Genomic DNA, 16169 nt, shown 5'->3' with positions numbered 1-16169 from the left:
CCGCTGAAAGCATCTAAGCGGGAAACTGACTTTAAGATAAGTACTCTATAGACAACTTCGAGACTAGGAGTTAGATAGGTTGGGAGTGTAAGTGAAGTAATTCATTAAGCGGACCAATACTAATAAGTCGGAATCTTAATCAAGAGAAATTACTATGTAGTATTGAGTGTTTAAAAACTCAAAATATAAGTTGGCAAGAAAAGCTACGAGGGTACACCTAGTAACATACCGAACCTAGCAGTTAAGCTCGTAAACGCTGAAAGTACTTGGGGGGCAGCCCTCTGGGAGGATAGGAACTTGCCAACTTTTTTTATTTTTTGAAAAAATATATTAAAATATTAAATTAATAGTAAATAGGTTAAATAAAACTAAAGAGATATAGAATATAAAAAAAATTATATTAGAATTATGTGATTTAAGTGAGTTAGTTAAAAGAAAAATTAATAATGAAGAATTGATTATTAGAATAATTGGATAAACTATTATTGTTAAAAATATTAATTTTTTGAGAAAATCTTTTATATATAAGAAGCTTGAGATTTATGAGATTTATTAGAAATAAAAGAAAATGTTTAGAAGTTTGAAAGAAGTAGAAAAAAGTAGTATAAAAATATTAACTTTTTTAATATTAAATAAGAGTGAAATAAAATTTTTAGAATTAAATAAAAAGATAGTCTAATTTATAAAATTATTAATCATTATGGAGATAGCAATGTTTAAATAATCATAGATTAATAAAATATGAATTAAAATTTATGAAAATAGAATATCTTAAAAAAGTTTTTTAAATTTAAATTTATAATAGAAAAATCATTAGAAGATAAATAAAAGAGTTTTAAATTTATTTTAGGATAAAAGGATTAAAATTTTTGTTAAAACTATGGTACTGATTAATAATTATTTTGAAAAACAAGATATTAATTTAAGAATTAAAAGGAAAATAAAAATTAAATAAGCTATTATCAATTATTTTTTACTTAAAATATATAAAAATTATGTTTTAAGTAAATAAAATTTTTAATATAAAAATTTTAAAAAATTTAGACTTGGAATTTATTTAGAGATATATTTAAAAATTAAAAAGAATAGCTTAAGATTAATTTTGAAAATTGAATAATATATTTTATTGGAAAAATTCTTTATATAAATAAAAAAATAACACTTAATTTAAATAATTAAGTGTTATTTTTTAGATAAAATTAATATTTTTTATATTTTTTTCTGTTACTAGATATGATGTATGCAATGAAAATTCCTAAGATACAAGGAATTAACCAAGCAAATCCTTCTTTACCTAAAGGTAAAAGTTGAATAAATTTAGTAAAAGAAGTGATTTTAAAAGTATTTCCTAAAACTTCGATAATACTAATAAAAATAGAAATATATGTTCCAGTTCTAAAAGCAGCTTTATTTTCAATACCAACAATGTTTAACATTATTAAAACTATTGTTATAGGATATAAAATACAAAGAACAGGAACAGAAAGTTTAACTATGAAATCAACTCCTCCTATAGCCATAATAGTAGAAAATAAACTTGTTGCAATAGCTATAGTTCTATAGGAAAATGGAGTAATTCTTGAGAACCAATCACTTGTAAGAGCTGTTAATCCAACAGAAGTAGTAAGACATGCAGCAGCAACACAAATTCCAAAAGCAATTTTTCCTATTGATCCTAGTGTCATTTGTGCTATATATAAAGCTAATCCAGTAGTATTAGTACCTATATTAATACCACTTATTCTAGCACCTAGGTACATTAATGATAAATAAATCAATCCCAAACCTAAAATAGCTATAACTCCAGCACTTGTTAAATATGTTTTTTGTTCATTAGTATTTATAATTCCTTTTCCTTCAAGACCTTTAACAACAACAACACCAAATAAAACAGCAGCTAAAGCATCCATTGTTTGATATCCTTGAATAAATCCAAATGTGAATATTCCATTGGTTACTTTTTCTATTGGAGTACCAAAATCTCCAAAAATTCCAATAATTGTTATAGAAAATAAAATGATTAAAATAATGGGAGTCAAAAATTTTCCAATAATATCAGTTATTTTTGACTCTTTTAATACTAAAGCCAAAGTAATTCCAAAGAATAAAACAGATGCAATAATAGAAACAACTAAAGGATTTAGGTTTGGTGTAAGAGGTAAAACTCCCATTTCGATAGTAGTAGAACCTGTTCTTGGAATAGCAAATAAAGGACCTATTACTAAAACAAGAATACTACAATATAGATTATTGAATCTTCTAGAAATTTTTATAGAAAAATTTTCTAATTCTCCTACTTTTATAAATGCTAAAACTCCAAGTAAGGGAAGACCAGCAGCAGTTAGTAAAAAACCTATTCCAGATAGAAACCAATCTTTTCCCATATTATAACCAACAGAAGGAGGGAATATTAAATTTCCTGCTCCAAAGAACATAGCAAATAATGCAAAACCGAGTACTAAAATTTCTTTTCTTTTGTTCATATTAAATAATCTCCTAAGTAATGTTATATAAAAAGGCAGCCTTATATAAATTAGGTTGCCGCTTTTATTTTTTGTTATAATACCACTTAAAAATTTTATCAAAAAAAATATTTTATGTCAATCTTTATTTTAAAACATATTAAATATATTATTTTTTTAATAATTAAATATTAAATATTTGATATTAAATAAAAAGATAAAATTATTTTTTTAAAGATAAATATAATAAATTACAAGAAATATAAAAAAAATAAAATTATATATAAAAAAAAAGCTTGATTTTTTTTTAATTTGGGTTTATACTTCTTTTAAATAATTTTTAGAATTTAGTTTTATGAAAGGAGAGAAAAAATATGTTTATACTTAATATAATAGGATTAGTCATATGTGCAGTAATTCTCATACAAGTGAACATGAGATTAATTTTATATACAAAAAATTATGTTAGGTTATGAATTTATGTTAATTATATTTTTTCTTTTAATTTATTTAAAATTATTTTTTAAAGATAAAAGTTATTTAAACAACCTAACAAGGTTGTTTTTTTTTATATAAAAAATAATTAAAATTAATTTATATTAAGGAGGAGTACTTATGAAAAAAAATACGATAACATTATTAGGACTTTCTTTATTAATGGTTGCTTGTGGAGGAAAACAAGAGGCAAAAGAAGCTGAGGTTATTAAAATTGGAGGATTAGGACCATTAACAGGACCAGTAGCTGTATATGGTGTGTCTGCTACTAATGGAGCTAAACTAGCTTTTGAGGAAATTAATAAAGCAGGAGGAGTTTTAGGAAAAAAAATAGAATTTATACTTTTAGATGAAAAAGGAGATTCTACAGAAGCTGTAACTGCGTATAATAGACTTATTGATGAAGGAATTGTTGCTTTAGTTGGAGATATTACCTCAAAACCAACTTTAGCTGTAGCTGAAATAGCTGCTCAAGATAATATGCCAATGGTTACACCTACAGGAACACAATTTAATATTACAGAAGCGGGACCAAATGTATTCCGTGTATGTTTTACAGACCCATATCAAGGAGTAATTCTTGCTAATTTAGCAAAAAATAATTTAAATGCTAAAACTGCTGCTATAATGGTTAACACTTCTAGTGACTATTCAGATGGTATAGCACAATCATTTGCAGAAGAAGCTAAAAAAGTAGGACTTAAAATTGTAGCACAAGAAGGATATGCAGAAGGAGATAAAGATTTTAGAGCTCAATTAACAAAGATAGCTGCTACAAATCCGGATGTATTATTAGTCCCAGAATATTATGAACAAACAGCTTTAATAACAACTCAAGCTAGAGAAGTTGGAATAAAAGCTAAATTTATTGGACCAGATGGATGGGATGGAGTTGCTAAAGCATTAGATGCCTCAGCTTATCCAGCTATTGAAAATAGTTACTTTACAAATCACTATTCATTAGAAGATACAAATGAAAAAATTCAAAACTTTGCATCAGCATATAGAGCAAAATATAATGAGGATCCATCAGCTTTCTCAGCATTATCTTATGATGCTGCTTATTTAGTTAAAGAAGCTATAGAAAAAGCAGGAAATACAGATAAAGATGCTATAGTAAAAGCTATGAAAGAAATTGATTTTACTGGAGTTACAGGACATTTAAATTTTGATGAAAAAAATAATCCAGTAAAAGCTGTTACTATTTTAAGAATAGAAAATGGAAATTATAGATTTGATTCAGTTATTCAACCTAAATAAAATAAAATTTATATAGTTACCTTATTTTTATAAGGTAACTATATATTTAACATACAAAGGAGAGAATTTATGGAATTTTTATTGCAGATTATTAATGGATTGCAAATAGGAAGTATATATGCTTTAGTTTCATTAGGTTATACAATGGTTTATGGAATTGCTCAACTTATAAACTTCGCTCATGGAGATATTATAATGGTTGGGGCATATATTTCTTTATTTAGCATACCTGTTTTTTCTAGAATGGGATTACCCGTGTGGCTTACTATAGCACCAGCTATAGTTATTTGTGTTCTTTTAGGAATGTTAACAGAAAGAGTTGCTTATAGACCTCTTAGAAATTCACCTAGAATTTCTAATTTAATCACAGCCATAGGAGTAAGCTTATTATTAGAAAATCTTTTTATGAAATTATTTACACCTAATACAAGAGCTTTTCCAAAAGTATTTAATCAAGCTCCTTTATCATTCGGAGGATTACATCTTAACTATGGAACAATTGTAACAATTTTTTTAACAATTATATTATCAGTTGGACTACAATATTTTATGAAAAAAACTAAATATGGAAAAGCAATGATGGCAACAAGTGAAGATTATGGTGCAGCTAAATTAGTAGGAATTAATGTTGATAATACAATTCAACTTACTTTTGCAATTGGTAGTGGACTTGCAGCAATAGCATCTGTTTTATATGTATCTGCTTATCCTCAAGTTCAACCTTTAATGGGATCTATGTTGGGAATAAAAGCATTTATTGCAGCAGTACTTGGTGGAATTGGAATTCTTCCTGGAGCTGTTCTTGGTGGATTTATATTAGGAATTGTTGAAAGTTTAACAAGAGCATATTTATCATCACAACTTGCTGATGCTTTTGTTTTTGCTATACTTATAATAGTATTACTTGTTAAACCAACAGGAATTCTAGGTAAAAACATTAGAGAAAAAGTTTAGGAGGAAAGAGATGGATAAAACAAAAAAATGGAGTTATTTATTAACTTTTATTTTAGTCACAATTTTATTTTTTGCATTAACAGGACTTATTAATGCAAGAATAATTTCAAGATATCAATCAAGTATTATGATTCTTATTTGTATAAATATTATTTTGGCTGTTAGTTTAAATATTACAGTAGGATGTCTTGGACAAATTACAATAGGCCATGCTGGGTTTATGTCAGTAGGAGCTTATGCAGCAGCTTTATTTTCAAAAGCTGGTTTTGTAGATGGACTTCCTGGATATATATTAGCTCTTATAGTTGGTGGAATTATTGCTGGAATTATAGGAATAATTATAGGAATTCCTGCTCTTAGATTAAATGGGGATTATTTAGCTATAATTACTCTTGCTTTTGGAGAAATTATAAGAGTATTAATTGAATATTTTGATTTTACAGGTGGAGCACAAGGATTAAGAGGAATACCTCGTTTTAATAATTTTAGTATTATTTATATAATAATGGTTGCTTGTGTTATGATGATGTATTCTTTAATGACTAGCCGTCATGGAAGAGCAATTCTTTCAATAAGAGATGATGAAATAGCTAGTGGAGCTTCTGGTGTAAATACAACTTATTACAAAACATTTGCTTTTACAGTATCGGCTGTTTTTGCTGGTATTGCAGGAGGAATATATGGACATAATTTAGGAATTTTAGGAGCTAGACAATTTGATTTTAACTATTCTATTAATATTTTAGTTATGGTTGTATTAGGTGGAATGGGAAGTTTTACAGGTTCTATAATTTCTGCTATAGTGTTAACAATATTGCCAGAAGTTTTAAGAGAATTTTCAGATTATCGTATGATAGTTTATTCTTTATTATTAATTTTAACAATGATATTCCGTCCAACAGGACTTTTAGGACGTAAAGAGTTTCAAATTTCAAAATTAGTAAATAAATTCATTCTTAAGAAAAAGGAGGGTACAAATGAGTAAAACAATTTTAAATGCTAAAGATATATGTATAACATTTGGTGCCCTTAAAGCAGTAACAGATTTTAATTTAGAGATTAAAGAAAAAGAGTTAGTAGGATTAATTGGACCAAATGGAGCAGGAAAAACAACAGTTTTTAATATTTTAACAGGAGTTTATTCTGCTACATCAGGAACTTATACTTTTAATGGGGAGATAATTACAAAAACTCCTACATTTAAGCTTATAAAAAAAGGTTTAGCTAGAACATTCCAAAATATAAGATTATTTAAATATATGACTGTTTTAGACAATGTTTTAGTTGCTAATAACTTTAATATGAAATATGGAGTATTAACAGGAACTTTTCGTTTTCCAAAATTTTGGAAAGAGGAAAAAGAAGCGAAAAATAAAGCAATGGAGTTATTAAAGATTTTTGATTTAGACCAATATGCCAATATTGCAGCAGGAAATCTTCCATATGGAAAACAAAGAAAACTTGAAATAGCTCGTGCAATGGCAACAAATCCAAAATTACTTTTATTAGATGAACCAGCAGCAGGAATGAATCCTACAGAAACAGAAGAATTAATGAAAACTATAAAATTAATTAGAGATAAATTTGGAATTGCTATTCTTTTAATAGAACATGATATGAAACTTGTTTTAGGAATTTGTGAAAGGCTTATCGTTTTAGACCATGGAACAATAATAGCAACAGGAGAACCTAAAAAAGTTGTAAATGACCCAGCAGTTGTTACAGCTTATTTAGGTAAAGATGATGACGAAGATGAGTTTATTGAGGAGGAATAGTAATGGAAAAGGAAACTATGTTAGAAGTAAATGATTTGCATGTTTATTATGATAATATTCATGCTTTAAAAGGAATATCTCTTAAAGTAAAAAAAGGTGAAGTAGTTTCACTTATAGGTGCTAATGGTGCTGGAAAAACAACAACTCTTCAAACAATTTCAGGATTAATTCCTTCAAAAATGGGAAAAATTATATTTGAAGGAGAAGATATAACAAAAACTCCGTGCCATTTAATTTGTAAAAAGGGAATAGCACAAGTTCCAGAGGGAAGAAGAATATTTGCAAGATTATTAGTAAAAGATAATTTAAAATTAGGTGCTTTTACTGTTAATGATACTCCTGAAAACTTAGAAAAAGATAGAGCTAAATTTTATGAAGTATTTCCTAGAATGGCCGAAAGAAAAAATCAAATGGCTGGAACTTTATCTGGAGGAGAACAACAGATGCTTGCAATGGGAAGAGCCTTGATGAGTAGACCTAAGTTATTAATATTAGATGAACCATCAATGGGACTTTCTCCTTTATTTGTTAAAGAGATATTTTCAGTAATTAAAAGATTAAAAGAGTCAGGAGTAACTATCTTACTTGTAGAACAAAATGCTAAAATGGCTCTTTCTGTAGCTGACTATGCTTATGTAATAGAAACAGGAAGAATTACTATGGAAGGAAAAGCAAAAGATTTATTAAATAATCCAGATATTAAGAAAGCTTATCTTGGAGCTTAGTGATAATAAAAAAAGGACTATTTAAAAATATTAATAGTCCTTTTTATTTTGAATAAAAATATAGTAGATATTTTAAATATCAAAAATTTTTATAGATTATTTAAGATTTCTAAAACTATTTTAGCTGAATGGTCAGAAGCTAAAGGTTTAAATTCTTCATAATTCATATGAGCAGACCCATCAGCTTTATCAGACATAGCTCTTATCACAACAAAAGGAATATTAAAATGAGAAGCTACTTGAGCTACAGCTCCTCCTTCCATTTCTACAGCAAAAGCATCAAAGATAGAACCGATATTTTGAACTTTATTTTTATCAGCTATAAATTGGTCACCTGTAGCAATGATACCAGTGTAAACTTTATCATCTCCTAAAACTTTAATGGCAGCATTTTTAGATAATTCAACTAAAGTTTTGTCAGCATCAAAGAAAACAGAATCTTCTCCATCAATAAGTCCTAAAGGACAACCAAAACCTGTAAGGTCAAAATCATGTTGAACAAGTTTTTCTGAAACTACAATATCTAAAATATTAAGTTTATTATTAATAGCTCCAGCAATTCCTGTAAATATAATTTTTTCTATACCAAAATTTTCAATAGCTATTGTACAACCTATAGCAGCATTAACTTTTCCAACTCCTGTTCTAAATAGTACAATATCTTTATCAAAAATTTTTCCTTCATAGAAGGTAACCTTTCCTATAGTTTTTTCAGTAGGATTTGTCATAAAATTTTTTATTAAATTTATTTCAGAATCCATAGCTCCGATTATACCAATTTTCATAAATTAAATTCTCCTTTATATAAATTAAATTCTTTTACAATATAGATTAACTTCTTCTCCATCAATAAGAGTTAGTATATACCAATCACAATTATCTTTTAAACCACTTTGACCAACTTTTTGAAATCCAATAATACAATCACTTGCAAAAATTTTTTCAAAAGTTTCTACAGATACAACCTCTGTATCTAACTTTATTATCTCCTCTTTAGTCATTTTTCCTCCTAATTATTATCAATATTTTTAAATCCTTCACCTAATACTTCGGAAACTTCACTGATGAAGATAAAAGCATTTCTATCAATATTTTTTACAATTTTTTTAACAGAACTTACTTCGTATCTACTTACTATACAATAAACAATCTCTTTAGGGTCCCCTTTATATCCACCTTTGGCTATTAATAAAGTAGTACCTCTATCTAATTCTTCCATAATTTTATCTTTAATTTCATTACTTTTATTAGAAATTATTCCCACAGATTTAGAAGTATCAAGTCCTTCTTGTATAACATCTATTACTTTGGTAGAAGTAAAAAGTCCAACTAGAGTATACATAAAAACTTCTTTTCCAAAAAGAAAACCAAGTAGAGATAAAACTATAAAATCTAAAACAAGAAATGCTTTTCCAACAGAAATGTCAAAATATTTATTTAAAATCTTAACTAAAATATCAGACCCTCCACTAGAACCTCCAGCCATAAAAATACTTCCTAAACCAATTCCAATCAGAAGTCCTCCAAAAAGAGAAGCCATTATTTTATCATTCATAGGACCTTGGAAATCTTTTAAAATTCTAAAAGCTAGAGATGTCATAGCTGTTCCATAAAATGTTTTAATAATAAATTTACCACCGATTAATTTATATCCAAGAATTATCAATGGGATATTTATAAGAAAATAAGATGTACTTATATTAAATCCAAAAAGAAAATAAAGTATAGTACAAATACCAGCTACTCCTCCATCAGCCATTTTATTGGCTACAAAGAAATAATTAACTCCAAAAGCATAAATAAAAGCTCCTAAAGTAATGATAAAAGTATCTTTAATAATATCTTTGAAATTTGTTTCTAAAAAAATAGATTTTAAAGTTTTTTTCATAGAAATCACCTAGAATATTAATTGATTACCACAATAATTATAATCTATTTTTTTAAATTTAGCAATATCACAGAAAAGATAATAAAATTTCTAAAAAATTCTTGACAAAGAAAAGAATAAGTGATAATATAGCATTATGAAAATTATTAGCACTCACTTATTAAGAGTGCTAAAAGGAGGGAAGGAAAATGAGCATTCAAGCTATTGGAGAAAGAGTAGTTGCTAAAGAAGTCAAAATAGAAGAAAAAACTCAAAGTGGTATTATATTATCAGGAATGAGTAATAAGAAAAATCCAAATGTGGTAGAAGTAGTTGGAATAGGTTCTGGAGAAAAAGTTTCTAAAGAAATTTCTGTTGGAGATAAAATAATTCATTCTGGATATGGAATTACAAAAGTAAATGATAATAATGAAGAATTTTTAATAATAGATTTTGAAAATATTTTAGGTATAATAAAATAATTTTAGGAGGCTAGAAAATGGCAAAAGTATTATTATTTGATGAAGCAGCTAGAAAAAAATTGGAAAAAGGTGTGGATACTTTAGCTAATGCTGTAAAAATAACTTTAGGTCCTAAAGGAAGAAATGTTATTTTAGATAGAGGATTTGGTTCTCCTTTAATAACAAATGATGGAGTATCTATAGCAAGAGAAATAGAATTAGAAGACCCATTTGAAAATATGGGGGCAAAATTAATAAAAGAAGTGGCTACTAAAGCCAATGATGTGGCTGGAGATGGAACTACAACAGCTACAATTTTAGCTCAAGCAATAGTAAAAGAGGGATTAAAAATTGTAAGCTCTGGAGCTAATCCTATGTTTGTAAAAAAAGGAATAGAAAAAGCTGTAACTGAAGTAATAAAAAAATTAAAAGAAAAATCTAAAAAAGTTGAAACAAACAGTGAGATAGAACAAGTAGCTTCTATATCAGCTGGAGATAAAGAAATAGGAAAATTAATAGCTGAAGCTATGGCAAAAGTTGGAGAAACAGGAGTTATAACTGTAGAGGAAGCAAAATCTTTTGAAACTTCTTTAGAAGTTGTAGAGGGAATGGAATTTGACAAAGGTTATATCTCTCCATATATGGCTGACCCTACAAAAATGGAAGCTGATATGGAAAATCCATATATATTAATAACTGATAAAAAAATAACAAATATTCAAGAACTTTTACCAATATTAGAAAAAGTTGTAAAAAGTTCAAAACCATTGTTATTAATAGCTGATGACTTAGAGGGAGAAGCTTTAACAACTTTGGTTCTTAACTGTATCCGTGGAACTTTAAATGTAGTAGCTGTAAAAGCTCCAGGATTTGGAGATAGAAGAAAAGCTCTATTAGAAGATATTGGAGTTTTAACAGGGGCTGTTGTAATTTCTGAAGAAAAAGGAATGAAATTAGAAGAAGCAGACTTAAGTATGTTAGGAAGAGCCAAGAGAATAAAAGTTAATAAAGATAAAACAACAATAGTTGATGGACTTGGAGATAAAGAAGAGATAAAAGAAAGAATATTACAAATTCAAAGTCAATTAGAAAATACAACTTCTGAATATGACAGAGAAAAAATGCAAGAGAGAATAGCAAAAATTTCTGGTGGAGTGGCAGTTATAAAAGTTGGAGCTGTCACAGAAACAGAGATGAAAGATAAAAAATTAAGAATAGAAGATGCTTTAAATGCCACAAGAGCAGCTGTAGAAGAGGGAATTGTTCCTGGTGGAGGAGTTGCTTTAGTGGAAATTGGAAAATCTATGGAAGATTTTAAACTTGATGGTGAAGAGGGAATGGGAGTAGAGATTGTTAAAAAAGCTTTAACTGCCCCAATGAGACAGATAGCTATCAATGCTGGACTTGATGGTGGAGTTGTAGTTGAAAAAGTAAAAACTCTTAACCCTGGAGTTGGTTTAAATGCTGCCACAGAAGAATATGTGGATATGTTAGAAGAGGGAATAATAGACCCAACTAAAGTAACAAGGTCAGCTGTACAAAATGCTGCTTCAATAGCTGGATTAATACTTACAACTGAGGTATTAGTAACAGATAAAAAAGAAGAAAAGGTAGGAGGAAACCAACCTAATCTTCCAGATATGATGTAAAAAAATTAATAAAAAATAAATTAAAATATAAAAATGTAGGTAAATACATTTAAAAAACTTTCAAATCAAACTTTCAATCAATAAAAAAAGTTGGAGAAATCCAACTTTTTTTATTTTATAGAAAATTATAATTTTTTATTGTACATCATTTAAAATTTTATCTATTTTTTTTAAAAGAGTGATTAAAGTTTTTTTCTTTTTGCTAGGAAGATTTTCTAAAGTTTCTTTTTTTGGAAGATGATTTAAAAAATTATCCAAATAAAAATTATCATTATCTTCAAATTCTATTGGTGTTTTCAAATCAATTATTAAACTTTCATTTAAAATATCTATATTATTAGTTTTTTCCAATTTTGAAATAATCTCTTGAGGATTTTCAGATTTTAAAATTTCATCAATTTTTTTATAAGAAAGTTTAGCAATAGACTCTTTAGAAAAATCAGTAGAACATAGAGAGTATAATTTATAACGATTTCTATGTCTTAGGGCTGTCATTTTATTATAACCGTTTGTTTCTAACCATTTAACATAGCAACCTGTATATCTATTTCCACTCAATTTACTTTCCACTTCAGTAAAAATTTTTCCTAATTCTAGAGAAGTACGAGCTTGTAAGTTTAATACTTCCAGAGATTTTTCTTTTAAAAAATCATTAAGCTCATTATCATCTGTTAAATTAAAATCTCCATTAATAGATTTTATAATTTGAAAATCAGTTTTTTCTTTAGAATGAGAAGTATTAGTTTTAAGATTATCATCTTGCTTAGTTCTACGAGAATTAAGTAGATTTTTTAATCTTTCATCAATTTTTTTTTCCATATTTTTCACCTATTTATTCACCTAGTTCAATCATAATGTCAGCTAAAGTTTTCTTTGCATCATCTAAAAGTTTAGATTTTGTTTCCCAAATAGTTTTTCCATTTCCTAAAAGATTTTCTACTTGTGAAAGCTCTCTAATAGGCTCTGGGAAAAGAATATCTGTTTCTCTTAAAAGATTTTTTAATTTTTCAAGATTTTCATTTTGAGTAACAGTACTTCTATATTTATTAGGAACAACAGCTAGAATTTTTTCAATTCCAGCTTCTTCTATAACATTAACAACTCCCTCAATAGTAGCTCTATCACAGAAAACAGGGATTATAATTTTATCAGCACATCTAACAAATTCAGAGTCTATTTTTAAAAGAGGCATACTATCTATTAATATATAATCATACTCCTCTCTCATTCTATTTAAAAATGGTTCTAATTTTTTTGAGAATACAGATGAAAATTTACTATTTTCAAGAGGGATAAAGAAAAGATTTTCTCTTAGTTTTATAAGCTCTCCTCTTTTACCTCTAACCCAAACCTTAAGACCATTTTTAAAAGTTGGAACTTCACCATCTTTAAAAGTATAATGAAGAATATTATTTTGAGAGTCTGAAGTCAAAATTAAAACTTTCTTTCCAATAGAAGCAAGTCCAGCACCTAATTGGACGGTAAGAAAAGTTTTTCCAACTCCACCTTTATTAACTTTAACAATTATAACTTTACCATTATTTTTATCCATATAAAACTCCTGTATAAAATATAATTTTTTATCTACTTATTGTATCACAAATAGTAAGAAAAGTTTAGAAAAAAATATTTTTTACAAAATAAAGCTTGATTTAATTTGATTTTCATAATATAATCTGTAAAGTATAAAATGGGTAAGTAATAATTATAAAAATTTATATAGAATTTAGTATAAAACTCAAATTGAGTTAATAATAAAAAAGGAGGATGTACTAAAATATATAGGTATATTTAAGTTAAAAAATTTGATTTTTTTAGGGGGTTTTTTAAAACTTACTAATAGTTAAATTTAAATATATGAATTTTTTATAAAAATTTAGTATAAAAAATTTATATATATCAATTAATTTAACTTTCTTCATTTAGAGGAGAATTTATAAAAAAAGAGTTTTATATATTCAAATCATGAGAACGAAAAATGGAGAACCTAAAAAAAGGATTTTGTACTCCGAGAAGTCTGCTGGGTAGCTATGAGAGTAGTAGACACCATACATATATATTCTTTTGGATTTTTTTATTCAAAAAAATTAAGTACAAATATTTTATGAAAAAGAAGATTTTTGCACTGTTAATGATGTTGATTATGTTAGTAGGATGTGGAGGAAAAAATGAGTCAGAAACTACTATAACAAAAAATAAAGTAGTAGTAAGAGTATCACAAGACCCAGATTTTTTAGACCCACATCAATATGTTGCTGCAGCTACAGGAGAAATTCTTTTTAATATTTTTGAAGGATTATTAAAAATGGATTCTACAGGAGAAATTCATCCTGCTATTGCTGAAAGTTATACAATTTCAGAAGATGCTTTAACTTACACTTTTAAAATAAAAAAAGGAATTTTATTTCAAAATGGTGTAGAAGTAACACCTGAATTAGTTAAAGCTTCTTATGATAGATTTTTATTAAAAGATTTTCCAACTAATCTATCAACTACAGAGTTCAAAAAAAATATTGAATATGTAAAAGTAAATGGAGATGAAGTTATTTTTAAATTTAAAAAAGTATCTGGAGAAGGAATAGCAGCTTTCTTAGATGGAATTGTTTATGAAGAGGGAGAAAAAATTTATGGAACAGGACCATATTATTTAGAAAGTTATATGCCTGGAGAAAAAGTTACTTTAAAAAGATTTAAAGATTATTGGGCTAATGACAAAATTGGAAATGTAGAAGAAGTTGATTTTAGAATTATAAAAGATGAGCAAGGAGCTATAATAGCTTTCCAAATGGGAGAAGTAGATGTAATTCCTAGATTATTAGTAGGATATATTGATATGATAGGAGAAAATGGAAAGATAGAAAAAGGGGAACAAAATATGGTTCAACTTTTAGCTTTAAATAATGCTGTAAAACCTTTGAATAATCTAAAAGTTAGACAAGCTATTCATTATGCTATAGATAAACAAGAAATTATAGATGGAGCTTCTCTAAAAGAGGGAAGTATTTCTGGAGGGCCAATTAGTCCATCTGTAAAATCTATTTATAATGAAGAAACAGAAAATTTATATAAAATAGATATTGAAAAAGCAAAAGCTTTATTAAAAGAAGCTGGATATCCAAATGGATTAAAAATAAAATTAAGAGCTCCAGCTAACTATCAACTTCATGTGGATACAGCTCAAATAATAAAAGAGCAATTAATAAAAGCGGGAATTGAAGTTGAAATAGAAGAGATAGAATGGGGAACTTGGTTAAGTGATGTTTATAAAAATAGAAATTATCAAATGACTGTTATAGGATTTGAAGGAAAACCATCTCCTTATGCAACAGTTGACAGATATATAACTAAAGACCCAAGAAATATGGTTAATTTTTCAAATAAAGATTATGATAAAGTATTAGAAAAAATACCTTATGAAATAGACCAAGAAGAACAAGGAAAATTATATAAAGAAGCTCAATATATATTAACAGAAAATGTTGGTTCAGTATTTTTACAAGCACCAAATTATATAGTGGCTTTAAATAAAAATATAGAAGGATTTAAAATCTATCCAATATATGTAATAGATATAGGAAGTTTATCAATAAAAAAATAAAAAGGAGATAAAAAGTGTTTTTTATAAAAAAGATTTTTACTTCATTAACAACACTTTTTCTAGTATCTGTTATTAGTTTTACAGTTTTAAATGTTATACCAGGTGACCCTATTTTATCAAAATTAGGTGTTGATGCAACTAAAGAACAGGTAGAAGTTTTGAAAAAAGAATATGGTTTAGATAAACCTAAATATATAGCTTATATAGAGTGGGTAGGAAAAACTATACAAGGGGATATGGGAGAATCTATAAGATACTCTACCCCTGTTAATGAGCTTATAAAAAAGAGAGTGAAAACAACTTTAAATTTAGCAACAATGGCTATGGGAATTACAATTTCTGTAGGTTTTCCATTAGGACTTTTTTCAGCAATGAGAAATAAAAAAAGAGGAGATAAATTTTTAACAATTTTTAATATGATTGGAATTTCTATTCCTTCTTTTTGGATGGGATTACTTTTAATGATGATTTTTGGAGTTTATTTAAAAGTTTCATTAAAAACTGTAAATGGAATACTTCCAGCAGTAACTTTGGCTATTTCACAGATTTCAATAACTTCTATTTATTTAAAAAATATTATACTAGAAGAGTTAAATAAAGATTATGTAAAAGCAGCTATTGCTCGTGGGAGAGGAAAGGCAGAAGTTATAATAACTGATGTATTAAGAAATATATTATTTCCAATGCTTACTATAATTTCTGGATTATTTATAAAAGTTTTGGCTGGTAGTGTAATAGTAGAAAACTTATTTAATATTTCAGGGCTTGGAAGTCTTATGGTTTTAGCAGTAGAAAACAGAGATTATCCAGTAGTACAAGCTTTGGTTTTATATAGTGCAGTAGTTGTAATATCAATAAATTTAATTACGGATTTATTATATTCTTATATAGATCCTAGAGTAAAAATATCATAAGGTGAATTT

The 16169-nt window shown here is 26.8% G+C and carries 15 protein-coding genes and 2 rRNA genes; 11 read left to right on the top strand and 6 right to left on the bottom strand.

Going from position 1 to position 16169, the window contains the following annotated elements:
• Positions 1–143: ribosomal RNA gene (locus tag T364_RS0103175) — 23S ribosomal RNA — on the top strand; the annotation flags it as partial.
• 46 nt (positions 144–189) lie between these two features.
• A 5S ribosomal RNA gene (gene rrf / locus T364_RS0103170) occupies positions 190–306 on the top strand.
• Between the two features lie 893 nt (positions 307–1199).
• Here the strand turns inward: rrf and brnQ are convergent.
• Positions 1200–2483 (bottom strand): branched-chain amino acid transport system II carrier protein, encoded by a 1284-nt coding sequence (gene brnQ / locus T364_RS0103160; protein ID WP_035945258.1) that lies wholly within the window; start codon positions 2481–2483, stop codon positions 1200–1202.
• Between the two features lie 594 nt (positions 2484–3077).
• Between brnQ and T364_RS0103155 the strand changes: the two genes are divergently transcribed.
• The 5 genes from T364_RS0103155 (at position 3078) to T364_RS0103135 (ending at position 7671) form a co-directional block, all read left to right on the top strand.
• Complete coding sequence (locus T364_RS0103155; protein ID WP_027128293.1) at positions 3078–4217, top strand: ABC transporter substrate-binding protein; 1140 nt, start codon at positions 3078–3080, stop codon at positions 4215–4217.
• A gap of 69 nt (positions 4218–4286) precedes the next feature.
• Positions 4287–5171, top strand: a complete 885-nt coding sequence (locus T364_RS0103150) for a branched-chain amino acid ABC transporter permease (protein ID WP_027128292.1) — start codon at positions 4287–4289, stop codon at positions 5169–5171.
• A 10-nt stretch (positions 5172–5181) separates the two neighbouring features.
• Positions 5182–6156 (top strand): branched-chain amino acid ABC transporter permease, encoded by a 975-nt coding sequence (locus T364_RS0103145; protein WP_027128291.1) that lies wholly within the window; start codon positions 5182–5184, stop codon positions 6154–6156.
• Positions 6149–6946, top strand: coding sequence for an ABC transporter ATP-binding protein (locus tag T364_RS0103140; protein WP_027128290.1), 798 nt, complete (start codon positions 6149–6151; stop codon positions 6944–6946). The genes T364_RS0103145 and T364_RS0103140 overlap by 8 nt, the downstream gene beginning before the upstream one ends.
• 2 nt (positions 6947–6948) lie before the next feature.
• Entirely contained in the window at positions 6949–7671 is a 723-nt protein-coding gene (locus T364_RS0103135; protein WP_027128289.1) for an ABC transporter ATP-binding protein, read from the top strand.
• Positions 7672–7760: 89 nt separating this feature from the next.
• Here the strand turns inward: T364_RS0103135 and T364_RS0103130 are convergent, their stop codons facing one another.
• From T364_RS0103130 to T364_RS0103120, 3 genes are read right to left on the bottom strand one after another with little or no spacing between them, the layout of a single operon-like run.
• Positions 7761–8456: a 5'-methylthioadenosine/adenosylhomocysteine nucleosidase gene (locus T364_RS0103130; RefSeq protein WP_027128288.1), complete on the bottom strand. Its 696-nt coding sequence runs from the start codon at positions 8454–8456 to the stop codon at positions 7761–7763.
• Positions 8457–8480: 24 nt separating this feature from the next.
• A complete protein-coding gene (locus T364_RS0103125; protein ID WP_027128287.1) occupies positions 8481–8672 on the bottom strand; it encodes a hypothetical protein in 192 nt (63 codons plus the stop codon).
• 8 nt (positions 8673–8680) lie between these two features.
• Positions 8681–9559 carry a YitT family protein gene (locus T364_RS0103120; RefSeq protein WP_051532626.1) on the bottom strand — a complete coding sequence of 293 codons (879 nt, stop codon included), beginning with the start codon at positions 9557–9559 and terminating at the stop codon, positions 8681–8683.
• A 188-nt stretch (positions 9560–9747) separates the two neighbouring features.
• On the opposite strand from T364_RS0103120, the gene T364_RS0103115 reads away from it, so the two are divergent.
• The gene (locus tag T364_RS0103115; protein ID WP_027128285.1) at positions 9748–10020 is read left to right on the top strand and encodes a molecular chaperone GroES; all 273 of its coding nucleotides are present in this window, start codon (positions 9748–9750) and stop codon (positions 10018–10020) included.
• Positions 10021–10037: 17 nt separating this feature from the next.
• Positions 10038–11648 (top strand): chaperonin GroEL, encoded by a 1611-nt coding sequence (gene groL, locus T364_RS0103110; protein WP_027128284.1) that lies wholly within the window; start codon positions 10038–10040, stop codon positions 11646–11648.
• 135 nt (positions 11649–11783) lie between these two features.
• Here the strand turns inward: groL and T364_RS0103105 are convergent, their stop codons facing one another.
• Both T364_RS0103105 and T364_RS0103100 read right to left on the bottom strand, forming a co-directional pair.
• On the bottom strand, positions 11784–12467 hold the full coding sequence (locus T364_RS0103105) for a hypothetical protein (protein WP_027128283.1): 684 nt from the start codon (positions 12465–12467) through the stop codon (positions 11784–11786).
• A 13-nt stretch (positions 12468–12480) separates the two neighbouring features.
• Entirely contained in the window at positions 12481–13200 is a 720-nt protein-coding gene (locus T364_RS0103100; protein ID WP_027128282.1) for a ParA family protein, read from the bottom strand.
• 552 nt (positions 13201–13752) lie between these two features.
• Between T364_RS0103100 and T364_RS0103095 the strand changes: the two genes are divergently transcribed.
• The gene (locus T364_RS0103095) at positions 13753–15246 is read left to right on the top strand and encodes an ABC transporter substrate-binding protein (RefSeq protein WP_035945256.1); all 1494 of its coding nucleotides are present in this window, start codon (positions 13753–13755) and stop codon (positions 15244–15246) included.
• A 14-nt stretch (positions 15247–15260) separates the two neighbouring features.
• Complete coding sequence (locus T364_RS0103090) at positions 15261–16160, top strand: ABC transporter permease (protein WP_027128280.1); 900 nt, start codon at positions 15261–15263, stop codon at positions 16158–16160.
• The last annotated feature ends 9 nt before the right edge of the window (positions 16161–16169 follow it).

The organism is Fusobacterium perfoetens ATCC 29250 (assembly GCF_000622245.1).
Taxonomy (GTDB): Bacteria; Fusobacteriota; Fusobacteriia; order Fusobacteriales; family Fusobacteriaceae; genus Fusobacterium_B; species Fusobacterium_B perfoetens.
The sequence above is the reverse complement of the archived record's forward strand: the minus strand, read 5'-3'. Positions and strand labels throughout refer to the sequence as shown.